Source organism: Mesorhizobium sp. WSM4310 (genome assembly GCF_007003935.1).
In the GTDB taxonomy this organism is placed as follows: domain Bacteria; phylum Pseudomonadota; class Alphaproteobacteria; order Rhizobiales; family Rhizobiaceae; genus Mesorhizobium.
On the sequence record NZ_VFTA01000063.1, the window covers coordinates 1 to 21535 of the forward strand.

28 protein-coding genes are annotated in these 21535 nt (G+C 63.3%); 16 read left to right on the top strand and 12 right to left on the bottom strand.

What is annotated here, in order from left to right; all coding sequences use genetic code 11:
* Positions 1–32: 32 nt before the first annotated feature.
* A complete protein-coding gene (locus FJV80_RS33320) occupies positions 33–863 on the bottom strand; it encodes a transporter substrate-binding domain-containing protein (protein ID WP_179295887.1) in 831 nt (276 codons plus the stop codon).
* Between the two features lie 171 nt (positions 864–1034).
* Between FJV80_RS33320 and FJV80_RS33325 the strand changes: the two genes are divergently transcribed.
* Complete coding sequence (locus FJV80_RS33325) at positions 1035–1823, top strand: IclR family transcriptional regulator (protein WP_095772110.1); 789 nt, start codon at positions 1035–1037, stop codon at positions 1821–1823.
* Between the two features lie 10 nt (positions 1824–1833).
* Here the strand turns inward: FJV80_RS33325 and FJV80_RS33330 are convergent, their stop codons facing one another.
* On the bottom strand, positions 1834–2037 hold the full coding sequence (locus tag FJV80_RS33330; protein ID WP_010911954.1) for a YdcH family protein: 204 nt from the start codon (positions 2035–2037) through the stop codon (positions 1834–1836).
* 239 nt (positions 2038–2276) lie between these two features.
* Here FJV80_RS33330 and FJV80_RS33335 point away from each other — a divergent pair, with 239 nt between their 5' ends.
* From FJV80_RS33335 to FJV80_RS33355, 5 genes are all read left to right on the top strand, one after another.
* Positions 2277–2456 (top strand): YdcH family protein, encoded by a 180-nt coding sequence (locus FJV80_RS33335; protein ID WP_010911953.1) that lies wholly within the window; start codon positions 2277–2279, stop codon positions 2454–2456.
* A 321-nt stretch (positions 2457–2777) separates the two neighbouring features.
* Positions 2778–4031 carry a flavodoxin-dependent (E)-4-hydroxy-3-methylbut-2-enyl-diphosphate synthase gene (gene ispG / locus FJV80_RS33340; RefSeq protein ID WP_095793263.1) on the top strand — a complete coding sequence of 418 codons (1254 nt, stop codon included), beginning with the start codon at positions 2778–2780 and terminating at the stop codon, positions 4029–4031.
* Between the two features lie 5 nt (positions 4032–4036).
* Positions 4037–4891 (top strand): lytic transglycosylase domain-containing protein, encoded by an 855-nt coding sequence (locus FJV80_RS33345; protein ID WP_142878412.1) that lies wholly within the window; start codon positions 4037–4039, stop codon positions 4889–4891.
* Between the two features lie 58 nt (positions 4892–4949).
* Positions 4950–5702 (top strand): Stf0 family sulfotransferase, encoded by a 753-nt coding sequence (locus tag FJV80_RS33350; protein WP_246689105.1) that lies wholly within the window; start codon positions 4950–4952, stop codon positions 5700–5702.
* Between the two features lie 88 nt (positions 5703–5790).
* Positions 5791–6531, top strand: a complete 741-nt coding sequence (locus FJV80_RS33355; RefSeq protein WP_142878414.1) for a class I SAM-dependent methyltransferase — start codon at positions 5791–5793, stop codon at positions 6529–6531.
* Positions 6532–6555: 24 nt separating this feature from the next.
* On the opposite strand, the gene FJV80_RS33360 is transcribed toward FJV80_RS33355, so the two are convergent.
* The 3 genes from FJV80_RS33360 to FJV80_RS33370 all read right to left on the bottom strand — a co-directional run bounded on the left by FJV80_RS33360 (position 6556) and on the right by FJV80_RS33370 (position 10735).
* Positions 6556–8901 (bottom strand): response regulator, encoded by a 2346-nt coding sequence (locus FJV80_RS33360; RefSeq protein ID WP_142878415.1) that lies wholly within the window; start codon positions 8899–8901, stop codon positions 6556–6558.
* A 109-nt stretch (positions 8902–9010) separates the two neighbouring features.
* Positions 9011–9766 (bottom strand): SDR family oxidoreductase, encoded by a 756-nt coding sequence (locus tag FJV80_RS33365; protein ID WP_142878416.1) that lies wholly within the window; start codon positions 9764–9766, stop codon positions 9011–9013.
* Between the two features lie 51 nt (positions 9767–9817).
* Positions 9818–10735 carry a polyprenyl synthetase family protein gene (locus FJV80_RS33370; protein ID WP_142878417.1) on the bottom strand — a complete coding sequence of 306 codons (918 nt, stop codon included), beginning with the start codon at positions 10733–10735 and terminating at the stop codon, positions 9818–9820.
* Positions 10736–10813: 78 nt separating this feature from the next.
* Here FJV80_RS33370 and FJV80_RS33375 point away from each other — a divergent pair, with 78 nt between their 5' ends.
* The 3 genes from FJV80_RS33375 (at position 10814) to FJV80_RS33385 (ending at position 12578) form a co-directional block, all read left to right on the top strand.
* Entirely contained in the window at positions 10814–11575 is a 762-nt protein-coding gene (locus FJV80_RS33375) for a transglycosylase domain-containing protein (protein ID WP_095772116.1), read from the top strand.
* Between the two features lie 140 nt (positions 11576–11715).
* Positions 11716–11898, top strand: a complete 183-nt coding sequence (gene rpmF / locus FJV80_RS33380; RefSeq protein ID WP_008834724.1) for a 50S ribosomal protein L32 — start codon at positions 11716–11718, stop codon at positions 11896–11898.
* Positions 11899–12176: 278 nt separating this feature from the next.
* Positions 12177–12578 (top strand): hypothetical protein, encoded by a 402-nt coding sequence (locus FJV80_RS33385; RefSeq protein ID WP_095787997.1) that lies wholly within the window; start codon positions 12177–12179, stop codon positions 12576–12578.
* Between the two features lie 4 nt (positions 12579–12582).
* On the opposite strand, the gene FJV80_RS33390 is transcribed toward FJV80_RS33385, so the two are convergent.
* From FJV80_RS33390 to FJV80_RS33400, 3 genes are all read right to left on the bottom strand, one after another.
* Entirely contained in the window at positions 12583–13014 is a 432-nt protein-coding gene (locus FJV80_RS33390) for a heme-binding protein (protein WP_095787996.1), read from the bottom strand.
* A 190-nt stretch (positions 13015–13204) separates the two neighbouring features.
* On the bottom strand, positions 13205–13438 hold the full coding sequence (locus FJV80_RS33395; protein WP_056576497.1) for a hypothetical protein: 234 nt from the start codon (positions 13436–13438) through the stop codon (positions 13205–13207).
* A 76-nt stretch (positions 13439–13514) separates the two neighbouring features.
* Entirely contained in the window at positions 13515–14036 is a 522-nt protein-coding gene (locus tag FJV80_RS33400) for a helix-turn-helix domain-containing protein (RefSeq protein ID WP_142878418.1), read from the bottom strand.
* Positions 14037–14127: 91 nt separating this feature from the next.
* On the opposite strand from FJV80_RS33400, the gene FJV80_RS33405 reads away from it, so the two are divergent.
* From FJV80_RS33405 to FJV80_RS33420, 4 genes are all read left to right on the top strand, one after another.
* Positions 14128–14964 (top strand): alpha/beta hydrolase, encoded by an 837-nt coding sequence (locus FJV80_RS33405; protein WP_142878419.1) that lies wholly within the window; start codon positions 14128–14130, stop codon positions 14962–14964.
* 105 nt (positions 14965–15069) lie between these two features.
* Positions 15070–15726, top strand: a complete 657-nt coding sequence (locus tag FJV80_RS33410; RefSeq protein ID WP_142878420.1) for a glutathione S-transferase family protein — start codon at positions 15070–15072, stop codon at positions 15724–15726.
* Between the two features lie 5 nt (positions 15727–15731).
* Positions 15732–16067, top strand: a complete 336-nt coding sequence (locus FJV80_RS33415; protein WP_142878421.1) for a metalloregulator ArsR/SmtB family transcription factor — start codon at positions 15732–15734, stop codon at positions 16065–16067.
* Between the two features lie 11 nt (positions 16068–16078).
* Complete coding sequence (locus FJV80_RS33420) at positions 16079–16543, top strand: SRPBCC family protein (RefSeq protein WP_142878422.1); 465 nt, start codon at positions 16079–16081, stop codon at positions 16541–16543.
* 30 nt (positions 16544–16573) lie between these two features.
* Here FJV80_RS33420 and FJV80_RS33425 read toward each other — a convergent pair whose 3' ends face one another.
* The 3 genes from FJV80_RS33425 to FJV80_RS33435 form a co-directional block, all read right to left on the bottom strand.
* Positions 16574–16837, bottom strand: a complete 264-nt coding sequence (locus FJV80_RS33425; protein WP_027053942.1) for a metalloregulator ArsR/SmtB family transcription factor — start codon at positions 16835–16837, stop codon at positions 16574–16576.
* 31 nt (positions 16838–16868) lie between these two features.
* The gene (locus FJV80_RS33430) at positions 16869–18116 is read right to left on the bottom strand and encodes an MFS transporter (protein ID WP_095772124.1); all 1248 of its coding nucleotides are present in this window, start codon (positions 18114–18116) and stop codon (positions 16869–16871) included.
* 87 nt (positions 18117–18203) lie between these two features.
* Positions 18204–18398 carry a DUF1192 domain-containing protein gene (locus FJV80_RS33435; protein WP_027047479.1) on the bottom strand — a complete coding sequence of 65 codons (195 nt, stop codon included), beginning with the start codon at positions 18396–18398 and terminating at the stop codon, positions 18204–18206.
* Between the two features lie 121 nt (positions 18399–18519).
* Here FJV80_RS33435 and FJV80_RS33440 point away from each other — a divergent pair, with 121 nt between their 5' ends.
* From FJV80_RS33440 to FJV80_RS33450, 3 genes are all read left to right on the top strand, one after another.
* Positions 18520–19530 carry an NAD(P)H-quinone oxidoreductase gene (locus FJV80_RS33440; protein WP_095787989.1) on the top strand — a complete coding sequence of 337 codons (1011 nt, stop codon included), beginning with the start codon at positions 18520–18522 and terminating at the stop codon, positions 19528–19530.
* 391 nt (positions 19531–19921) lie between these two features.
* Complete coding sequence (locus tag FJV80_RS33445) at positions 19922–20062, top strand: DUF1127 domain-containing protein (RefSeq protein WP_064987068.1); 141 nt, start codon at positions 19922–19924, stop codon at positions 20060–20062.
* Between the two features lie 344 nt (positions 20063–20406).
* A complete protein-coding gene (locus tag FJV80_RS33450; protein ID WP_095772126.1) occupies positions 20407–21099 on the top strand; it encodes a DUF1013 domain-containing protein in 693 nt (230 codons plus the stop codon).
* Positions 21100–21161: 62 nt separating this feature from the next.
* Here the strand turns inward: FJV80_RS33450 and FJV80_RS33455 are convergent.
* On the bottom strand, positions 21162–21535 hold a 374-nt coding region (locus FJV80_RS33455), incomplete at its 5' end, for a WYL domain-containing protein (protein ID WP_142878423.1).

Consider the following 21535-nt stretch of genomic DNA (forward strand, 5'->3'; position numbering starts at 1 on the left):
GGGGGGCATGGCCGCCGTTCCCCGATCCGGGATCAGATGACCGGGAAGCCGGGATGGCGTGCCGGCGGTTCCTGACCGAAATAATCCTTGAAGGCGGCGTCGTAGAGTGCCGATTCATGGCCGAACATGGCGATGGTGAAGGTCTGGTTGACGAAGGTCAGCCAGTCGAGGTCGCCCTGCCGCAAGGCCGCGCCGTAGAGCATCGAATACCAACTCTTGCCGGCGTCGAAATATTTGTCCGGATTGCGCGAGGCGAGCCAGCGCACGGTGGACAGGTCGACGGCTGCCGCGTCGGCGCGCTTGGATTCCAGCGCCTGCAGCACGTTGGCCTGGGTGTCGATCTGCAGCACCTGTGCCTGTGGCAAGGCAAAGTGGACGGAGCTTTCGGCATCGACATTCTGCAGGATGGAGATGCGCGTCGCCGAACCGCCGGCAAGCAGCTTGTCGAAGGTCTTGTTCTCGGCGGTGGGCAGCGTCAGCAAGGCGACGCCTTCGACATAGTACGGCCGGGAGAAGTTGATCAGCTGCGAGCGCTGCGCCGTCATCGTCATGAACTGGATGGTGATGTCGACCTTGTTGGTGGTGACGTTGGGAATGCGCTGCGCAGGATCCTGCATGACGAATTCGACCTTGGTCGGATCGTCGAACAGACCCTTGGCCAGGATGCGTCCCATGGTGATGTCCATGCCGACCAGTTCGCCGGCATCGTTCTCGAAATGCCAGGGCGCGTTCGTGCTGCCGGTGCCGACGATAAGCTTGCCGCGGTCGAGCACGGTGCGCAGCAGGCTGTCGGATGCCGCCTGGGCGGCCGCCTTCTGCGCATCGACGGTTGCCAGCACGCCGGTGGCGGCCAGTCCCGCCATTCCCAATTTCAGAAAATCACGTCTTCCGGATGTGTCGTTCACGGCGACCTCCTTTCGTGTTGTGTTCCCCATGCACAGGCAAAGACACACGTCGATGATTTCAAAGCGATTGTCTCTTACAAGAGACGCATGTATCCTGTACAAGACAGATACTAACACCAGGAATCGACAATGCAAGATGGCAATGCCTTGGCCGTTTCGGCCGACGAAAAGACGACGGCCTCCCGCGAGAAGGGCCTCAACCGGGTGCTCGAGATCCTGGACTTCCTGCACACGACGCAGCGGGCGATCGGCATTGGCGACCTTGCCAAGGGGGTGAATGCTCCCCGCTCGACGACCTACACGCTGGTGCGGTCGCTGGTCGACGCCGGCCTGCTGGAAATGGCGGGCGACGGCAACCGCGTCTATTTCGGCAAGAAGCTCTATCTCTATGGAATGGATTATGTGCGCGGCAACGACCTGCTGCGGCGCGGGCGCCAGGAGGTCGACCATCTGTCGCGCGAGACCGGCGAGACCTCGGAATTGTGCATGCTGCAGAGCGGCCGCTACACCATCGTCCACTCCAGCCCAGGCACCAGGCCGTTTCGCATCAGCTCGGCCACCGGCCTGCAGATACCGCTGCCCTGGACCGCGTCTGGCCGGCTGCTTCTGGCGGGGCTGGAGCGGGCCGAGGTCGAAGCCATGGTGTCGGAAGACGATCTCGTGCTGCCCGACGGCCGCAAGCTGCGGCTCGACGATTTCATCGACGACATCGCCAAGGCTGGGGTGACCGGCTACTGCGTCACCTCGGGCCTGGTCGATGCCTATACGAAGTGCCTTGCCGTGCCGGTCTTTTCAGCACCGGGCAAGGTCGAGGCGACGATGTGCCTGGTGGTTCCCATCGATACGTCCGACGAGCGCACCGGCAGTCTCATCGGCCTGCTGCGCGATCGCGCGGCCAGGCTTTCGATCGGCGGATAGGGGAAAGCGTTCAGGCGATGATGTCTGGAATGATCTTGTCTTCCAGCTTCATCAGCCGGTCCTTGAGCGCCAGCTTCTTCTTCTTCATGCGCTGGATTTGCAGCGGGTCGCAATTGGTGGCGATCATCGCGTTGATCGCGGCATCGAAATCGGCGTGTTCCTGCTTCAGCCGGGAAAATTCGAGGCGAATATCGGCCTGTTCCTGATCGGACATTCTCTACCGTCTGCACGTCTGCGGCGCCCAAAAACTGGGCCTGATTGGGCGGGGGTGGCAATTTCTGCCACCGGCGCGCAGGCCATATCACATTTCACCTTGTCGTGGAATGCTACCACGCAGCATTCGACATCGCAGTCGGAAGGTGGCAAAGTGTCATTGTGCCGTCACAGAAGCGACCTGCGGTGGACGTGCCGTGACGGCTGCAATCGAGGAAACCATGAAAGGGAGAACCAATCATGTCTCTTGCATCCCATCTTGATGAGTTGCAGCGGAAACACGGCGACATCGAACGCGAAATCGATGACGCGATGAACCACCCGTCGGTGGACGACCTCGAAATCGTGAATCTCAAGCGACGCAAGCTGGCACTCAAGGATGCGATTGAGAAACTGAAAGCGCAACCGACCACGCATTGATGCCCGACTGACATAGCCGCCACTATGCGGTCTTCCTTGCCGGCGGCAACCGCCGCCGGTGCTGTCGTTTTGATGTTCAGCGCTAAGTCATAAGCCGCAGCTAATATACCCTCCGATCCCTATTTTACGCCTCGGCCGTCGCCGGGCGGTGTCCTGTTTCAGCTCGCATGCTGGGATCAATTGCTGTCAGTGGCGACCTGTCGCCATTGACAAGCCATCTTTGCTCCTCCACCTCATGCCCGAACCTCAGCGCATCGGCCCCGGGGAGTGCTTGTACGTCCGAGCGGACGCATGGGGCTCCAGAGACAAAAGGCTGCCGGCATGACCGGATATTTTTCCTTTCCCTTCCCCCGCCGCACCTCGGTCGGCGTCGATGTCGGCGGCGTGGTCGTCGGCGGCGGTGCGCCTGTCGTGGTGCAGTCGATGACCAACACCGACACGGCCGACATCGATCAGACCGTCGCGCAGGTCGCGGCACTGCACCGCGCCGGCTCCGAGATCGTGCGCATAACCGTCGACCGCGACGAGAGCGCCGCCGCCGTTCCGCGCATTCACGAACGGCTCCAGCGCCTCGGCATCAATGTGCCGCTGGTCGGCGACTTCCACTATATCGGCCACAAGCTTCTGGCTGATCATCCGGCCTGCGCCGAGGCACTGGCCAAATACCGCATCAATCCGGGCAATGTCGGCTTCAAGGACAAGAAGGACCGGCAGTTCACCGATATCGTCGAAATGGCGATCAAGCACGACAAGCCGGTGCGCATCGGCGTCAATTGGGGCTCGCTCGACCAGGAGCTTCTGACGCGGCTGATGGACGACAACCAGGACAAGGGTTTTCCGCTGACGGCGCAGGAAGTGATGCGCGAGGCGATCGTGCAGTCGGCGATCCTGTCGGCCGAAATGGCCGAAGAGATCGGCCTTGGCCGCGACAAGATCATCCTGTCGGCCAAGGTCAGCGGCGTGCAGGACCTGGTTGCCGTCTACACCGAGCTTGCCACCCGCTCCGACCATGCGCTGCATCTCGGCCTCACCGAGGCCGGCATGGGCTCGAAAGGCATCGTCGCCTCGTCCGCCGCCATGGGCATCCTCTTGCAGCAAGGCATTGGCGACACCATCCGCATCTCGCTGACGCCGGAGCCGAATGGCGACCGAACGCGCGAAGTGCAGGTGGCGCAGGAACTGCTGCAGACCATGGGGTTCCGCCAGTTCGTGCCGATCGTCGCGGCTTGCCCCGGCTGCGGCCGCACGACCTCCACCGTGTTCCAGGAGCTTGCCCAGAACATCCAGGCCGACCTGCGCAAGAACATGCCGGTGTGGCGCGAAAAATATCCAGGCGTCGAGAACCTGAAGGTCGCGGTGATGGGCTGCATCGTCAACGGCCCGGGCGAATCCAAGCATGCCGATATCGGCATTTCGCTGCCCGGCACCGGCGAGACGCCGACGGCGCCCGTCTTCGTCGACGGCAAGAAGGCGGCGACGCTGCGCGGACCGTCGATCGCGGCGGATTTCGAGAAAATGGTCGCCGACTATATCGAGCAGAGGTTTGGGCGCGGCGGCAAAGCCGCGGCGGAGTAGACGAAATGCAGCGTTTCCTCGCGGTGACGCTGGTTCTGCTTTGCGCCCTGGGGTGCTCGACATCGGTTCAGGCGGATCCGCCGCAATCGGCCAAGCAACGACTGATCGACAAGGTCTGCAACCTGATCCAGGCCCATGCCGACCAGAACGGCCTGCCGCGGGATTTCTTCGCCAGGCTGATCTGGAAGGAAAGCCGTTTCGACCCCAATGCCGTCAGCCCCGTCGGCGCCGAAGGCATCGCCCAGTTCATGCCGGGCACCGCCAAGATGCGCGGGCTCGAAAACTCCTTCGACATCAACCAGGCGATCCCGGCTTCGGCGAAATATCTTGCCGAAATGAAAAGCAGCTACGGCAATCTTGGCCTGGCGGCGGCCGCCTACAATGCCGGCGAAAGCCGGGTTTCGCGCTGGTTGGGCTCGGGCGGCTTCCTGCCGATGGAGACCGAGAGCTATGTCTTCGACGTCATGGGCGAGCCGGTCGACAAGTTCACCGACCCCGCCTATGCCGGAAAAATCGAGCCGCTCGATGCCAAGACGGATTTTGCCGTCGCTTGCCGCAAGCTGCCTGTCATCATGTCGCGGACCGTGGCGATGGCCTCGATCAACGTCAAGCCATGGGGCGTCCAGGTGGCCGGCAATTTCCGCCGCAGTGCTGCCATCAGCCAGTGGCTGAGGGTCAGGAGCCGGTTTCCGGCCTTGCTCGGGGGGCATGATCCGGTGGTGAGCCGGGTGCGCACGCCGATCGGCCGGCGCGGCATCTACGCCGTCAGGATCGGGATCGACGATCGTGCCGCCGCTAATGTCATCTGCCAGAAATTGCAGAGCGTCGGCGGGGCATGCGTGGTGGTACGCAACCGGTAGTTCGCGGCGGTGGGTCGGCCGGGTTGCCCTGCCTGTGATGAACGACGAGGGCAGCGGGATGTTCGACGCCTACATTATCTGCGGCACGCCGAGAACCGGCAGCACGCTGCTGTGCAAGCTCCTGGCCTCCACCGGGACATCAGGCGATCCACACTCCTTCTATCGGCGGCAGGACCTGTCGGAATGGGCCGACGAGTGGAAACTGCCGGCCCGCGATACGATGCGCGAGCTTGAATTCGACGTTGCCTATCTCGATGCGGCAATCACCGCCGGCAAGGGCAGGACAGGCATCTTCGGCCTGCGCCTGATGCGCGAAAACCTGGATGAACTTTCGGCGATCCTCGACCGGATTTTCCCAGGGCTGGCGTCAGACACAGCGCGCTTCGAAAAGGCCTTTGGCCGCATTCTCTACATCCACCTGTCGCGTGAGAACAAGCTTGCGCAGGCGATCTCGCTGATCAAGGCGCAGCAGACCGGTCTTTGGCATATTGCGCCGGACGGCACCGAGATCGAAAGGGTCGCACCGGCGCAAGAACCCCGATATGATTTCGAACGGATCAAAGGGGAACTCGCCACGCTCGAAGCCTATGACACGGCCTGGAACATCTGGTTCGCGGCGCAAGGCCTGACGCCGCTGCGCGTCGGCTACGATCGTCTGTCCGCCGATCCGGCGGCGGCCTTGCTGGGCATCTGCGAGGCCCTCGGCGTTCCGCCGCCGAATGCCGGGGACATCCGGCCGGGCGTCGCAAAGCTCGCCGACGAGACAAGCCTCGACTGGATGCGCCGCTATCGTCTGGATGCGGCCGGCTGAGTATGAAGGCCGAGCAAGGTCGCAACCTAATCGACGACGTAGATTGCGCCTGTCGCGCATGGCAAGCATTTGGGCTATAGGCGGCGGCATGACCGATCCGATCTACAATGATCCCGACTTCGTTCAGTTCTACGACATCGAGAATCAGGATGGCCGCGCCGATTTTGACTATTGCGTCGGTCTTGCCCGGGATGGCGGCTCGGTTCTCGATCTTGGTTGCGGCACCGGTCAACTGGCCGCCGAAATGGCCCAAGGGCGCCACGTCACCGGTGTCGATCCCGCATCGGCCATGCTCGATATCGCGCGACGCAGGACCGGCGGTGACAAGGTCGACTGGGTTGTTGCCGACGCGCGAACGGTGCGGCTCGGAAAACGGTTCGATCTGGTGCTGCTGACCGGTCACGTTTTCCAGGTTTTCCTGACCGAACAGGATCAGCGGGCAGTGCTGTGCACCATCGCCGAACATCTCGGTCCTGGTGGGCGCTTTATCTTCGACACGCGAAATCCCGCCGTGGAGGCGTGGCTGGAATGGACCCCGCAGCGCTCGGAAAGGATTGTGGAGCATCCCAGCCTTGGCACGGTCAGGGCTTGGTATGATGCCGACTGGAATGCCGCCAGTGCGGTGGTCACCTATTCGACCTTCTATGAAATTCCGGGCGGCAGACCAATTCTGGGCGCTGAATCGAAAATAGCGTTTCCGAAGAAGGAAGATATTGCCGGGATGCTGGATGACGCTGGCCTGCTGGTGGAGCAATGGTTCGGCGACTGGCAGGGCGAACCCTATGCGGACACCTCTCCGGAAATCATCCCGGTCGGTCGGCTGCGCTGATCAGCCAGCCCGGCCGGACGTATCTCACGCCGTCTTGGCCACCACCGTCTCGCTGAGCCAGGTGCCGATTTTCGTCCCCAGCCGGTCGGGCGAAACCGGCTTCGGCAGATAGTCGTCCATGCCGGCCTCGATGCACTTGTCGCGGTCGCCCTTCAGCGCATGCGCGGTGACGCCGATGATCGGGATGTGACCGCCCGACGAGGTCTCGATCGCCCGGATGGCCCGGGTTGCCTCGTAGCCGTTCATCTCGGGCATAGAGACATCCATCAGGATCAGTTTCGGATGCAGCGACCGGTACATCTCGACCGCCGTGCGGCCGTTGCCGGCGATGCGGTAGCTCAGACCGAGCCCGTTGAGAATCTGGCCGAACACCAGCTGGTTCACCTCATTGTCCTCGGCGATGAGGATGTCGATCGGGCCGTTCGGCGTGGCGGTCGATTCCGGCACCGCCATGACCGGCATGGCCGGGCCACGGATAACGGTGAAGGCGGGCGGAGCCGCCTGCGGCACCGGTTTCGGCTGGACCGGTTCGCGGATGAACTGCGCCTTGCCGACCTGCGAGCGAGCCTTCTGGATGACCGAGATGACGGTGCCGAGCAGGACCGCCGAACGCGCCGGCTTGGTCAGATGCGCCGATATGCCGAAATCGATGATCATCTTGCCGAAATCGACCTGGTCGACCGAGGTCAGGATGACGATCGGGATGGCCGACCGCCGGCGGTCGGCGGCGATGGCCCGGGCGACATCGGCGCCATTCATGCCGGGCATCTGGTAGTCCAGGATGATGCAGTCGACGCTGGCGCCCAGCTGGCAGGCGCGATCGAGGAAGGCCAGCCCCACCGCGCCGCTTTCGGCGGCGGCGCAGTCGAAGCTCCAGCTTCTGAGCTGCTCGAGCAGGATTTCGCGGTTGACCGGATTGTCGTCGATGACCAGCACGCGCGCGCCGGTGACGTCGACAGGCACGATCGCTTCGCGTGCCTCGGCATGATGCACAGGCAGCGGCACCGCGAACCAGAAGACGGAGCCGCGCCCGATCTCGCTCTCGACGCCGATCTTGCCGGCCATCAGGTCGACGAGGCGGGCGGCGATGGCAAGGCCAAGGCCGGTACCTTCGTGACGCCGGGTCGAGGAGCCGTCGACCTGCGCGAATTTCTCGAACACGTTCTGCAGTTTCTCGGCCGGGATGCCGATGCCGGTGTCCTCGACCCGCAGCCTGAGCTGGACGACATCGTTGACGGTTTCGCCGCCGACATCGATCAGCACATGGCCCTTCTCAGTGAACTTCACCGCATTGCCGACCAGATTGGTGACGATCTGCCGGAAGCGGCCGGCGTCGCCGACGACATGGGCCGGCAGGCGCGGATCGACGCGCACGATCAGTTCGAGGTTCTTTTCGGCGACGCGCGCCGAGACCAGTGTCGCCACGTCCTCGACCGCTTCGGTGAGACGGAAAGGGGCAGGGTCCAGGGTGAGCTGTCCGGCGTTGATCTTGGAGAAATCGAGGATGTCGTTGATGATGGTGAGCAGCGCATTGCCGGATTTGACGATGACGTCGGTGAAGGTCTTCTGGCGTGGGGTGAGTTCGGTCTTGGCCAAGAGTTCGGCCATGCCGAGCACGCCGTTCATCGGCGTGCGGATCTCGTGACTCATATTGGCCAGGAATTCCGACTTGGCGCGATCGGCGGCCTCTGCCTTGAAAAGGGATTCGGCCGACTGGGCAAAGGCGCGGCGGATCGCCTGCTCCATCGGCCGGAAGATCCAGAAGGCGACGATGGCCAGGACGCCGAACAACAGGCCGCTCGCCCACAGCAGCAACCGGTCGCTGGACGCATCGGCCAGATGGCGCTCTTCGTCCATGGCGGTGCGGACGCGGACCAGCATCGGCTGAACGAACAGGTCGTTCTGGTTGCGGATTTCGCGATAGCTCCATTCATCGGCCTTCTGCGCCACCGACATCAGATTGAAGTTGCGCACCATGTCATGCGCCGACCAGAACAGGTCGCCGTTGACCGAGGCGGTTTCGAGCTCGTTGAGGGTCTTGGCCGACAGGCGCGAGCGCAGCGCGGCGAACTGGGCGGTCAGCGTGTCGATTTCGTTGGTCAGGCGTTCGGAATGGTCGCGGGCCGAAGCGGTCAGCGCGTCGCGTGTTTCGTTGCGCCAGGCGGAACCGGTCGTCTCGGCGAAGCTGGTCGCGTTGCGCAGGTCGCGGGTGAAGACGACGAGGTTGCTGCTCAGCGCGTCAACCTCATGACGGAAGGAATTGACACGGTTGAGCGCAACCATGATGGCCGTGGAAGCCAGCGCGAAAATCAGCAATCCTGAAAGATAGCGAATCCGGACAAACCGGATGAAGGAAGAATATTCCGGCATGCGCAACCCCAACACATACGCACTATTTTAACGACCGGGATTACGCTTCATTTACATTAAGATTTCGTTCGCGCGACCAGCGCGATTGCTCGTCCGCGCGGCGGGAAGATCAGAGCGATGCGGTGATGCCGCCGTCGACATAGAGGATATGGCCGTTGACGAAGGACGAGGCGTCGGAGGCCAGGAACACGCAGGCTCCGACCAGTTCCTCCACTTTGCCCCAGCGGCCGGCCGGGGTGCGCTTTTCGAGCCAGCCGGTGAAAGCCGGATCGGCGACGAGGGCTGCATTGAGCGGCGTGTCGAAATAGCCGGGGGCGATGGCGTTGCATTGCAGGCCATGTTTGGCCCAGTCGGTAGCCATGCCCTTGGTCAGGTTGCCGACCGCGCCCTTCGTCGCCGTGTAGGGGGCGATGCCGGGGCGGGCAAGGGCGGTCTGCACGGAAGCGATGTTGATGATCTTGCCGCGGCCGCGGCTGATCATGTGGCGCGCAACTGCCTGGCCGACATGGAAGACGCTGGCGACATTGGTCTGCAGCAGGCGCTCGAACGCATCGGCGGGAAAATCCTCGAGCGGCGTGCGGAACTGCATGCCGGCATTGTTGACCAATATGTCGATGGGTCCGCCGGACAGCTCGAAATTGTCGATCGCGGCGCGAACCGCGTCATGGTCGGTCGCGTCGAAGATAAGCGTTTGCGCGCCGGGGATCTGCGCCGCCGCGGCGCCGAGCTTGGCCGCGTCACGGCCGTTGAGGATCACGCTTGCGCCGGCTTGCGCCAGGCCCTTGGCCAGAGCGAGCCCAATGCCTTGCGACGAGCCGGTTACGAGCGCCCGGCGCCCGCTGAGATCGAACAGATTGGCCGACATCGAAGCTGATCTCCCATTTGTCTCTGAACCCGCACCGACATCGGTGGGCACTCAGTTGTTGCGCGTCGCGATGAAGGTCGCAGCCTCCTTCAGCAGCGCCGCCTTGTCACCAAAGGGATCGAGCAGCGCGTGGGCCTGCCCGACAAGGCCGTGCAACTGGCTGCGCGCCCAATTCGCACCGTGCAGCGCCACCAGCGTTCCCTTGCCGGCGGCGGCGTCCTTGCCGGTCGCCTTGCCCATCTGGCTGGCGTCGGCGGTCAGGTCGAGCAGGTCGTCGGCAAGCTGGAAGGCAAGGCCGATGGCCGAGCCGAACTCAGCCAGTCTTTCGCGGTCCTCGGCCGCAGCGCCGGCGATGATGGCGCCGGCCTCGCAGGCGAAGCGGATCAGCGCGCCGGTCTTCATTGCCTGCAGCGTTATGATGCCCGCCTCGTCGGGCGGCGTCTGCTCGGCTTCGAGGTCGAGCTTCTGGCCACCGACCATGCCGCCGGCTCCGGCCGCACGGGCAAGCGCCAGCACCAAGGCCGCTCGCCGCTCCGCCGGCAGTACGGTCGCCTCGCCGGCGATGATGTCGAAGGCCAGGGTCAGCAATGCGTCGCCGGCCAGGATCGCGGTTGCCTCGTCGAAGGCCCTGTGCACTGTCGGCTGGCCACGGCGCAGATCATCGTCATCCATCGCCGGCAAATCGTCATGGATCAGCGAATAGCAATGCACGCATTCGAGTGCCGCCGCGACGCGCAGTGCTGCTTCGCCGTCGGCGGAGAAAAGGGCGGCACTTTCCATGGCCAGGAAGGGGCGCAGGCGCTTGCCGCCGTTCAGCACGCCATGGCGCATCGCCGCCATCAGCCGATCGGGCCGCGCGATCTCACCCGAAAGCGGGCGATCGTCGAGCAAGCGCCGCAACAGCACCTCGACGGCCGCTGCCCGCCTGATGAGCGCCATTTCGAACGCCATTTCGTCGTCATTCGTCATGGTCGGGACCGGTAGCCGACACTCAGACGTTGCGCAAGAAGGCAAGCGCCATTATGCCGGAGCGAGGAGAAGCACGGGTTGGGCGGCTTGGCGGAACCGATCGTCGATCATGAAACCGAAAAGCTGGACATGGCGACGAGATCGCGCGGCGTGAACCGTCGCGGTCTCAGGCGCCGGGTCCGGCGCGGCCTTGTCGTGGCCGCCGTACTGGCGTTGATCCCGACCGTGCTGACCTTCCTTTACCTGCCGTCCTTCGTGCACCCGGTGTCGACGCTGATGCTGAAGGATCTGGCGACCTTCTCCGGCTATGACCGGCGCTGGGTGTCGATCGACGATGTCGCGCCGGTGCTGGCTCACTCCGTCATCATGTCGGAGGACGGGCAGTTCTGCTTCCACCGTGGCGTCGATCTCGGCGAACTCAGAGGGGTAGTCGACGATGCGCTGGCCGGCGAGGCGACGCGCGGTGCCTCGACCATCACCATGCAGACGGTGAAGAACCTTTTTCTCTGGTCCCGTCCGCTGGGCTCGGTGCGCAAGGTCGTCGAACTGCCGCTGGCCGTCTATTTCGACGCGGTGATGTCGAAACGCCGTATCATGGAGATCTATCTCAACATCGCCGAATGGGGGCCGGGCATCTACGGCATCGAGGCGGCGGCGCAGCACCATTTCGGCATTCCGGCAAAACAGCTGTCGCGCCGGCAGGCCGCACTTCTCGCCGTCGCCTTGCCCAACCCCATCGCCCGCAATCCGGCCAAACCCGGGCCGGGCTTAAGAAGGTTGGCCAATCTGATCGAACGGCGTGCCGGTCGCTCAGGCGCCTATGTCGGCTGTCTGGAGTAACCGACTCAAAAAAATTCATGGCAGTGCTGGCCAAAACGGTGTCAGGCGTGTATAGGCACCCGACTTTCTCAGATTTAGGCCCCGACATGGCCCTTTCACGAGGGCGGGCGGGGCTTTTGACCATGTAATGGAGCATATCCATGGCCGTTCCGAAACGCAAAACCTCTCCGTCCAAGCGCGGCATGCGCCGCTCGGCCGACGCCCTCAAGGCCCCGACCTATGTCGAGGACAAGAATTCCGGCGAAATGCGCCGCCCGCATCACATCGACCTGAAGACCGGCATGTATCGCGGTCGCCAGGTGCTGACCCCCAAGGAAAGCTGAGACCAGCTTTTTTGAAGGGTTGAGTTGCAAAGGACCGGCCTCTGGCCGGTCTTTTTGCGTTTGGCGAACCTGACGGCCGAGGCCCAGACTGCCATCCCACTGGCGGGTAGCGCGCGCCGGCTCCTTCAAGCGCTGAGCCTCTTTCCTACGCTCGCTCCGTGTCGGCTGACATGGTTGTTGCATTCGGTCTTCGACCGTGTTTGCGGCTTAGCACGAAAAATCTTGACGGCGTGGCTGTGGCGCATTCTACAGAAGGTGCCCCCATATGGAGACGCCAGATGTTCGGTGCCGTCCCGCTTTTGATCGTGCCTTTCATTCTCTACAATCTCGGCCTGCTCGGAATTTTCGGCGGCGGCGACGACCCGTGGGCGAGCGAGATCTTCTCGTTCCGCATGATGTCGGGCGGGGTGTTCTCGATGACGCTCGGCGACCTGATGATACTGATCGGGCTGATCTTCCTATTCCTCGAAATGGTGAAGTCGGCGCGCACGACCAGCGCCTCGATCATGGACCATCTCCTGTCGACGCTGGTCTTCGTCGCCTTCCTGGTCGAGTTCCTGCTGGTCAAGGGCGCGGCGCATTCGATCTTCTTCACGCTGATGATCATCGCGCTGTTCGATGTGCTGGCCGGGTTCGCCGTGTCGATGCGGTCGGCGAGCCGGGACATCAACCTCAACTAAGTACTCAGCCCGGATCCGCGGTGAAGCCGGCGGCCTCGATGCCGGCGATGGCCGCGGCCTCGTCATTGTCCGACGTGTCGCCTGAAATGCCGACGGCGCCGATGATGGTGCCGGCCTTGTCGCGGATCAGCACGCCGCCGACGACCGGCAGCACACGTCCACCCGACACGTCGGAGATGCCGGCGACCAGATGCGGGCGCTCCTTGGCGAAGGCCTCGACCTTGCGCGAGCCCATGCCAATGGCCAACGCGCCATAGGCCTTGCCCGCCGACATTTGCGGGCGCAGGAACGAGGCGCCGTCCTGGCGCTCGAAGGCAACCAGATGGCCGCCGGCGTCAAGAACCGAGACGCCGAGCGGCTTGAACTTGAGTTCGGCGCCCTTGGCGAAGGCGGCATCGATGATTTGCCGGGCTTTTTCGAGCGGCAGTGCGGTCATGGCAATCTCCTGTTGGGAAAGGGACAATCATCGACGGCCAGCCGGCCGAAGCAATCCCGGTTTCGGTTGAAATTGCTTCTTGTGAAGCGGCGGGATGGGGGCCGCTGTCGCCAGGACCGCGTCGGCGAGCGGCTGAATCGACAGGCGAACGGTGCCGCTGGTCAGGCCGGGTTGCCGAAGGGCCGTGCGGCTATTTCTTCTTGGCGCGGGCAGGCTTCTTGGCGGGCACCGCCGGCGCGTTGGCGAGGTCCTCGGCTTCCTTGGCCAGCCGCAGAGCCCGTAGCTTGTCGGTCTTGGCCTTGCGGGCGTCGCTCTCCGCGGCATATTCCGCCATCGCCTTCTGGCGGACGGTGGCCGCCTCTTCCTGCTTCTTGAAACGCAGATCGGCGCGCGCGCGGGCGGCATCCCGAGAGTTCTCAACCAAGACCTTATCCAATCCCGTGAATTGTGGTTTCCGCTTGTTCTAGCAGAGCCGGCCTCCAAACGGGGAAAATAGTTGGTTAGGCGGCCGGGCTGGCGCGGAGAGCCTTGCCGGCGACCACGGCTTGATAGGCGGCCTGCAGGGTCGCGCGGACAGAAGGACCGGATGCCGTGTCGAGCGGCATGCCCAGATGCTCATGGCGCAACTCATCCATGAATTTCTCCCACATCGGCGGTCCGCCCTTTTCCAGCAACTCGGCGCGGATCGAGAGTTCCTCGCTTGTCGGCAGCCAGACGCGGCCCCAGGCGCCGAGATGGGCCAGGATCGGCACCAGCGTGATGGCCATCTCGGTCAGGCTGTAGATCGCCTTCTGCTTGTGACTGGGATCGTCGGCCTTGGTCAGCATGCCCAACTCCATCAGCCGCTTCAGCCGGTCGGCAAGGATGTTGGAGGCAATGCCTTCAATCGATCCGTTGAGCAGTTCGCGGAAATGCCGCCTGCCGCCAAAAATCATGTCGCGAAGGATGATCAGGCTCCAACGGTCGCCGAACACTTCCAGCGAAAGGTTGATCGGGCAGCCGGATCGGCGATCGAGGCTCATTCGATTCTCTCCACAAAACCAGTTGCATTATCGTATCAGTTTTATTATGGTGCAACCGATTGCAAAATGCAATCAGATAGGAAACTGAGTGATGACGACGATCAATCGTCCCGAGATCAAATCCGAAGCCTTCGGTGATCCTGAAAATCCCGCGCTGCTTTTGATCATGGGCGCGATGGCCTCGATGCTGTGGTGGCCGGAGGCGTTTTGCCGGGAGTTGGCGGATGCCGGCCTGTATGTGATCCGCTACGACAATCGCGATACCGGCCGTTCGACCAAATATCCGCCGGGCAAGCCGCCTTACACATTCGACGACATGGGGGACGATGCCATTGGCGTGCTCGACAGCCATGGCATCGGCAAGGCCCATGTCGCCGGCATGTCGATGGGCGGCATGATCGCGCAAATCGTGGCGCTCAAGCATCCCTCCCGCGTCGCGTCGCTGACGGTGATCAGCAGTTCCCCGGTGGGGATGGACACGTCGCATCTGCCGCAGACAACCGGCGCCTATATCGAGCATTCGGCCGCGGGCGCCGATGTCGACTGGTGGGACCGCGGCCAGGCGATCGATTTCGTGGTCAAGGATGCGCGGGCGATCGCCAGCACCACACATCCATTCGACGAGGTCCAGATGAGAGCGTTCATCGAAAAGGATTACGACCGATCCGGTGGGTTCTTGAGCGCGACCAATCATTTTTCACTCAAGGGTGGCGATGCCTGGAAGGGGCGGCTGCCGCAGATGGCGGCGCCACTGCTGGTCATCCATGGCACATCAGATCCGATCTTTCCGGTCGAACATGGCGAGGCGCTGGCCAAAACGGTCGCCGGCGCGAAACTCCTTCGCATCGCGGGCGGAGGCCATGAGCTGCATCCGCAAGACTGGCCGGCGATATCAGCCGGGATCGTCGCGCATATCCGATCCAATTGAGCCTTCGCGAGTGGTCTTGACGGGCAAGGCACGGCGCAATAGTTAAGTGAATGCTTCAGTGTTAATTTCCCGCTGATCGACGAACCCGAAACGGAAGAGCAAAGAATGTCCCTGACGCTGCATTTCCACCCGCTGGCCTCTTTCTGCTGGAAGCCGCTGATCGCGCTCTACGAGAACGCCACCGCCTTCAACCCGGTCATCGTCGATCTCGGCGACGAGCAATCGCGCGCGGCGTTCCTGAAGATATCGCCGAGCGGCAAGATGCCGGCGCTGCGCGACGATGCGCGCGGCCGCACGGTGCTGGAATCGACCATCGTCGTGGAATATCTGGCTGCGCACTATCCGGGGCCGGTCGAACTCGTTCCCGCCGACATCGACCTGGCGGTGGCGGTCCGCCAGGCCGACCGCTTCTATGATTTCTATGTGCAGGAGCCGATGCAGAAGATCGTCGGCGACCGTTTGCGGCCGCAGGACAAAACCGATCCGCTCGGCGTCGAGCAGGCGCGCGGCCAGCTGCGCAATTCCTACGCCATCGTCGAACAGGAGATGCAGTCGACGACCTGGGCGGTGGGCGACGCCTTCAGCCTGGCCGATTGCGCGGCGTCTCCGGCACTCTTCTACGCCAACAAGGTCGAGCCGTTCGGCGACAAATATCCCGCCGTGAAGCGCTATCACGACCGCCTGCTGCAGCGCCCTGCCTTTGCCAGGGTGATCGAGGAGGCGCAGCCCTACTTCAAGTTCTTCCCCTACAATAATGGCTGACAGCGATGCTGCACGATCCCGCCCAGCTCGACCTGATGTTCCAGGCGCTTGCCGATCCGGCGCGGCGGCAGATGGTCGACCGGCTGTCGCGCGGTCCGGCCTCGGTCAGCCAGCTGGCCGAGCCGCTGGCAATGTCGCTGTCGGCTGTCGTCCAGCATCTCAATGTGCTGGAGGCAAGTGGTCTGGTGCGCTCGGAAAAACTGGGGCGCGTGCGTACCTGCCAGATCGAGCCGAAGGCGTTGAGAGCAGCCGAACACTGGATCAGCGAGCGGCGCCTCTCCTGGGAGCGCCGGCTGGATCGGCTCGGCGATTTTCTGGCGCAGACCGACGACGAAAACTGAAGGAGACCAACATGACCGAACGATCCGTCGTCCATTCCACCTTCATCATCGAGCGTCTCTATCCGGCGACGCCGTCGAAAGTCTTCTTCGCGCTCAGCAACGCGGACGCCAAGCGGCTCTGGTTCACCGATTCCGACAATCCGATGCCCGGCCGTTTTGAAATGGACTTTCGCGTCGGCGGCAAGGAGGTCAATGCGGGTGGACCGAAAGATGGCCCGATCCACGTCTACACAGCCACCTATCAGGACATCGTGCCGGACCAGCGCATCGTCTACAGCTATGACATGCTGTTTGGCGCAACTCGCATCTCCGTGTTGCTGGCCACGATCGAACTGTTTGCCGAGGGCAAGGGCACGCGGCTGGTGCTGACCGAGCAGGGCGCTTTCCTCGATGGCCATGACACATCGTCGTCGCGCGAGCACGGGACGGGGGTGTTGCTCGATTTGCTCGGCGCATTTCTGAACGAGAAGACCTGAAAGGGCTGATCGGTCGCCGGCCAGAAACGGTCAGGCTTCCCAGAATTGATCGAGCCAGATGTTGAGTCTCAGGAAGCCGGAATTGCTTACGGTGTACACACGCCGCGTGCCTTCAGCCTTGGCGTTGACCAATCCGGCGTCGAGCAACACTTTCAGATGCTGTGATACGGCCGGGCGTGAGACTGGAAGCCCGGCCGCCAACTCGTTGACGGTCTTCGGACCGCGTCGAAGTTCTTCCAGAAGGTGGCGCCGATTGGGGTCGGCGATCGCCATGAAGGCGTCGGAAAACATCATGCCTCATTTGTGAGGCAAAGTTTTTCGAATCTCAACTGTCTGCTTCTGCTTTTCTTCTTGGGTCAAGCCGCAATGCTTCCGGCGTCACCGAGCGGTCGGCCGGCTGCGTCTTGAAGGCGTCGCGATCGCCGATCGGCACCGGAGCGCGGCGGCTGATGCGCAGCAGCGTGTAGCCTGCCAATGACAGATGCGCGAAGGCGGTGGCCAGGAACAGGCCCTCCGGGCGCATCCAGCCCATCAGCGCTGCCGCCAGCAAGGGCCCGATCATGGTGCCGAAGCCGTAAAGCAGCAGCAGTCCGCCCGACACCTTGACGAAGTCCTCGGCACGGGCGTGGTCGTTGGCATGCGCCACGGCTATCGAATACAGCGTATAGGCAAAAGCGCCGTAAGCGGCGGTGAAGACGATGACGAAAATGCCGGAGCGCGGTTGGAACAGGAAGATCAGGAGCGCGAACAGGGCCGCGCCGAAAGCGGCGCCGGCCAGCACGAAACGCCGGTCGGTCTTGTCGGAGAGACGCCCGGCCGGTAGCTGCATGGCAGCGCCCGCGACGACGACGAGGCTCATCATCAAGGCGATCTCCGCGGTGGGAATGCCGATGCGCGCGCCATAGACCGCACCCAGCGTGCCCCAGGCGCCATTGGCGATGCCGATCAAAACGCAGGCGATCGCCGACACCGGCGAGTTGGCGTAGAGCCCCTTGACGTCGAGTTTGACGTCCTGCAGCGGCTTGGGGTGCGACGCCGTCGAAACCGCGGTCGGGATCAGCGACAGGCAGAACAGGATGCCGGTGATCATGAACAGCGACGCCGATTTCACGTCGCCGCCGGCGACAATCATCTGGCCGCCCATGATCGAGGCGTAGGTGACCATCATGTAGAGGCCGAAGACGGTGCCGCGGTTCTCGTTGGTGGCCTTCTCGTTCAGCCAGCTTTCGATGACCATGAAGGCGCCGGCCATGGTGAAACCGGTAAAGGCGCGCAGCAGGATCCAGACATATTCATCGATGATCAGGCCGGTGAGCAGGGCCACGATGGCGCCGGACGCGGCGAAGGCGCCGAAGGCGCGCACATGCCCGGCGCGGCGCACGATGCGTGGGGCAAAGAAGCAGCCGGTGACGAAGCCACCGGCCCAGGCCGTGCCCATCAGGCCAAGCGATGCGGTGGAGAACCCTTCCACCTGGCCGCGCAGGGGAAGCAGCAGCCCATGCAGACCGGATGCCGCCAGCAGGAAGGCAGTGCCGCGAAGCAGGGAGAGGATCGGTCTGTAGGATGCGAGCATTTATTGATCCGGCTGGACTCTGGAGGGACAAGGTCTGAAGACAGTCGCATTCGGGCTTTTCGGCGGCGGGCTGTTGCGCCCGTCTGCCTATCCGCGGCGGAACAGTGCCTCGGCGGCCGATTTGGTGTTGTCCTTGGCCTTGAGCTCAGCCTCCAGCCTTGCGATTTCGTCGCGCAGGATGCCGATGCGCTCCGACAGTTCGCCGACGGAAAGCAGCGACAGATCCTGCCCGATCTCGTGCGGCCGTGCCTTCTTCTTGGGTTCGTCGTCGAAGATCGCCATCGTTGCTCCTCCTCCGCCACACCAGATTGGCCATTTGCCTGATTTGGCAATCAGCATACATAGGGCAAGGGCGTCGATGCAAACAGCCGGTAAGAATGCGGCGAGGAAGACGGGAAACTCCATGGCGAGCGGACAGAAAATTCCGGCGAGGATGACGGCAATCGCGATCTCGGAACCGGGTGGCCCACGGGTGCTGAAACCGGAAACGCGCGATGTCCCCTTGCCCGGCCCCGGCGAGATCCTGATCAAGGTGCATGCCGCCGGCGTCAACCGGCCCGACGTGCAGCAGCGCAAGGGCGCCTATCCGCCGCCGCCCGGTGCATCGGACCTGCCGGGCCTCGAAGTATCTGGCGAAGTGGCTGCCCTTGGCGACGAGATATCGCGCTGGCGCATCGGCGACCGGGTGTGCGCGCTGACCCCCGGCGGCGGCTATGCCGAATATGTCAAGGTTCATGCCGGCAGCGTGCTGCCGCTGCCCGCCGGCTTCACCCACACGGAAGCAGCGGCCGTGCCGGAAAACTATTTCACTGTTTGGCACAATGTGTTCGAACGCGGTGGCCTGAAGAAAGGCGAGACGCTGCTGGTGCATGGCGGCTCGTCCGGCATCGGCACGACGGCGATCCAGCTGGCTTCGGCCTTCGGCGCCTATGTCATCACCACCGCCGGATCCAGGGAGAAATGCGACGCCTGCCTGAAGCTCGGCGCCGACCGGGCAATCAATTACCGCGAGGAGGATTTCGTCACGGCGGTCAAGGAGGCGACGGATGGCAAGGGGGCCAATGTCATCCTCGACATGGTAGGCGGCGACTATGTCCAGCGAAACTACGAAGCGGCGGCGGTCGAGGGCCGCATCGTCCAGATCGCCGTGCAGGCTGGTGCCGTCGCCAGCGCGGATTTTTCCAAGATCATGGTCAAGCGGCTGACCCATACGGGGTCGACGCTCAGGCCGCGCACCGTCGAGTTCAAGGCGGCGATCGCGGCGGCTCTGGAGGCACAGGTGTGGCCACTGCTCGGCACGCGCAAGGTCGCACCCGTCATGGACATGATCTATCCGCTGACCGATGCCTGGCGCGCGCATGAGCGGATGGAGGAGGGCGAGCATATCGGCAAGATCGTGCTCGACGTCGGCTAGGACGGCGATATTCAGGCAAGGCCGGCCTGCAAATGATGGCTTCCTGCGCTTCCGGCCTCCGCCGGCCGAAGCACTCATGTGGGCGGTCGTGGCAGCCAAGGCTATGGCCGGCGTAGGCCGGTGCTCGCCTACGAAAAGTACGCTCCGCTCTGGTTCTCGGTATCAACCCAGTTTGGTCGCTTCGCGCCCGTCTTCGACTCCGACTCGGCCTGACCGGAATCTCGACACGGCCTGGGACAGCGCCTTTCGTCCCTGCCTACAAGATGAACAGAGGCTTAATGGTGCAATGCAGCATTTGCATCATTGCTATGCAAAATCGGCCGTTCAAGTCCTCATCGATGATCACTATCTGTGCAGCATCGAAACAAACACCCCATTCAGGAGGACTACCATGAACCCGATCCGCGCTTTCCGTAACTGGCGCATGTACAACGAGACCGTGCGCGAACTGAACCGTCTCAACGCACGTCAGCTCAGCGATCTCGGCATCAACCGCGCCGACATCGAGCGGATCGCCCGCCAGGCGATCTGATTGCAAGCATGATCCGGCCGCAGGGCCGGCTCATGTTGAGAAGTAGAGCCGTCGCAGACGTTCCCCGTTTCCGGTTCGAACCCGCTGGACCTTGTCCAGCGGGTTTTGTCTTTTTGGAGCCAGTGCAATTGGCGATTCCAGGAGCGGCGCGGCACTTGTGCGGCCTGCTCAAAAGTGCCTGTCCCCTACGCGCTTACCGGCTCTCGAACCCATCGGGGCGGCCGCGCTTCCAAAAACATTGCGAAACGGCAAGGGAACGGTTATACAGGCCGCGAATTTCCCATTTTGGTGGCTCTAAACCACCGCCCGCGCGGGAACGCGGGCGAACGAGAAGGATTTTTCTAATGGCCAATACGCTGTTGATGCCCAAGGCGACCGCCGTCTGGCTGGTCGACAACACCGCGCTCTCCTTCGAGCAGATCGCCCAGTTCTGCGGGCTGCATCCGCTCGAGGTCAAGGCAATCGCCGACGGCGAATCGGCGCAAGGCATCAAGGGCATGGACCCGATCATGACCGGCCAGCTGACCCGAGACGAGATCGCGCGCGCCGAGAAGGACCCGAACCAGCGCCTGAAGCTTTCCGACCCCAAGGTGCGGGTGCCGGAATCCAAGCGCAAGGGCCCGCGCTACACGCCGCTGTCGAAGCGCCAGGACCGGCCGAACGCCATCCTGTGGCTGGTGCGCAACCATCCCGAACTCAAGGACGCGCAGATTTCGCGTCTCGTCGGCACCACCAAGTCGACGATCGAGCAGATCCGCGAACGCAAGCACTGGAATTCGGCCAATCTGCAGCCGATGGATCCGGTGACGCTGGGTCTCGCCTCGCAGATCGACCTCGACATGGAAGTCAACCGCGCCTCGCGCGGCCGCGAACAGGCGCAGCCGGTCGGCGACACGCTGCTGCCGGCGGCCCTGACCGAGCGGCTGGTGCCGGCCCCCGAAAAGCCGAGGGACGAGGATGCCGAACTCGACGCCAACGCCGTGTTCGCCAAGCTCTCGGCGCTGAAGTCGAAGAACGAAGACGCTGACGACGAGTAAGGTCTGCGACAGTTCATGAAAAAAGCCCGCTTCGAGCGGGCTTTTTTGTTCCATATGCAATCTCAGCTTCGCGCCACGCGGTCGGGCGCCATGCCGTAATCCTCGCTGCGCTCCACGGCCCGGTAGAAGTCGGCAAGCTGCTTGCCGCGCTCCGGCTTGAAGATGCGGCCGGCGATCACCACCGAGGCGATGCGGTCGATTCGGAAGGCGCGGAAGTCGTCGCGCATCTCGCACCAGGCGACCAGCGTCCACACCTTGCCCCAGAACCACAGGCCGAGCGGCCTGATGTCGCGCGCGGTGCCGCGCCCGGCCTCGTCGCAATAGTCGATGGTCAGCACCTGGCGCTTTTCGACCGCACGCTCGATCAGGTCGATCGCCTCGCGGGCGGCGTCGCTGACCACCCACATCGGCGGGGGGCTCTCGGGGCGGGCGCTGC

Bases quoted from the DNA above. Each gene is read 5' to 3' on its own strand.
- FJV80_RS33350 (WP_246689105.1), top strand. From the start codon at position 4,950: ATGTTCGACGCCTACATTATCTGCGGCACGCCGAGAACCGGCAGCACG.
- FJV80_RS33430 (WP_095772124.1), bottom strand. From the start codon at position 18,116: ATGCTCGCATCCTACAGACCGATCCTCTCCCTGCTTCGCGGCACTGCC.
- FJV80_RS33435 (WP_027047479.1), bottom strand. From the start codon at position 18,398: ATGGCGATCTTCGACGACGAACCCAAGAAGAAGGCACGGCCGCACGAG.
- FJV80_RS33365 (WP_142878416.1), bottom strand. From the start codon at position 9,766: ATGTCGGCCAATCTGTTCGATCTCAGCGGGCGCCGGGCGCTCGTAACC.
- FJV80_RS33370 (WP_142878417.1), bottom strand. From the start codon at position 10,735: ATGACGAATGACGACGAAATGGCGTTCGAAATGGCGCTCATCAGGCGG.
- FJV80_RS33320 (WP_179295887.1), bottom strand. From the start codon at position 863: ATGGCGGGACTGGCCGCCACCGGCGTGCTGGCAACCGTCGATGCGCAG.
- FJV80_RS33400 (WP_142878418.1), bottom strand. From the start codon at position 14,036: ATGAGCCTCGATCGCCGATCCGGCTGCCCGATCAACCTTTCGCTGGAA.
- FJV80_RS33355 (WP_142878414.1), top strand. From the start codon at position 5,791: ATGACCGATCCGATCTACAATGATCCCGACTTCGTTCAGTTCTACGAC.
- ispG (WP_095793263.1), top strand. From the start codon at position 2,778: ATGACCGGATATTTTTCCTTTCCCTTCCCCCGCCGCACCTCGGTCGGC.
- FJV80_RS33385 (WP_095787997.1), top strand. From the start codon at position 12,177: ATGTTCGGTGCCGTCCCGCTTTTGATCGTGCCTTTCATTCTCTACAAT.
- FJV80_RS33405 (WP_142878419.1), top strand. From the start codon at position 14,128: ATGACGACGATCAATCGTCCCGAGATCAAATCCGAAGCCTTCGGTGAT.
- FJV80_RS33445 (WP_064987068.1), top strand. From the start codon at position 19,922: ATGAACCCGATCCGCGCTTTCCGTAACTGGCGCATGTACAACGAGACC.
- FJV80_RS33345 (WP_142878412.1), top strand. From the start codon at position 4,037: ATGCAGCGTTTCCTCGCGGTGACGCTGGTTCTGCTTTGCGCCCTGGGG.
- FJV80_RS33440 (WP_095787989.1), top strand. From the start codon at position 18,520: ATGGCGAGCGGACAGAAAATTCCGGCGAGGATGACGGCAATCGCGATC.
- FJV80_RS33425 (WP_027053942.1), bottom strand. From the start codon at position 16,837: ATGATGTTTTCCGACGCCTTCATGGCGATCGCCGACCCCAATCGGCGC.
- FJV80_RS33390 (WP_095787996.1), bottom strand. From the start codon at position 13,014: ATGACCGCACTGCCGCTCGAAAAAGCCCGGCAAATCATCGATGCCGCC.
- FJV80_RS33325 (WP_095772110.1), top strand. From the start codon at position 1,035: ATGCAAGATGGCAATGCCTTGGCCGTTTCGGCCGACGAAAAGACGACG.
- FJV80_RS33410 (WP_142878420.1), top strand. From the start codon at position 15,070: ATGTCCCTGACGCTGCATTTCCACCCGCTGGCCTCTTTCTGCTGGAAG.
- FJV80_RS33360 (WP_142878415.1), bottom strand. From the start codon at position 8,901: ATGCCGGAATATTCTTCCTTCATCCGGTTTGTCCGGATTCGCTATCTT.
- FJV80_RS33330 (WP_010911954.1), bottom strand. From the start codon at position 2,037: ATGTCCGATCAGGAACAGGCCGATATTCGCCTCGAATTTTCCCGGCTG.
- FJV80_RS33420 (WP_142878422.1), top strand. From the start codon at position 16,079: ATGACCGAACGATCCGTCGTCCATTCCACCTTCATCATCGAGCGTCTC.
- FJV80_RS33335 (WP_010911953.1), top strand. From the start codon at position 2,277: ATGTCTCTTGCATCCCATCTTGATGAGTTGCAGCGGAAACACGGCGAC.
- FJV80_RS33415 (WP_142878421.1), top strand. From the start codon at position 15,732: ATGCTGCACGATCCCGCCCAGCTCGACCTGATGTTCCAGGCGCTTGCC.
- rpmF (WP_008834724.1), top strand. From the start codon at position 11,716: ATGGCCGTTCCGAAACGCAAAACCTCTCCGTCCAAGCGCGGCATGCGC.
- FJV80_RS33450 (WP_095772126.1), top strand. From the start codon at position 20,407: ATGGCCAATACGCTGTTGATGCCCAAGGCGACCGCCGTCTGGCTGGTC.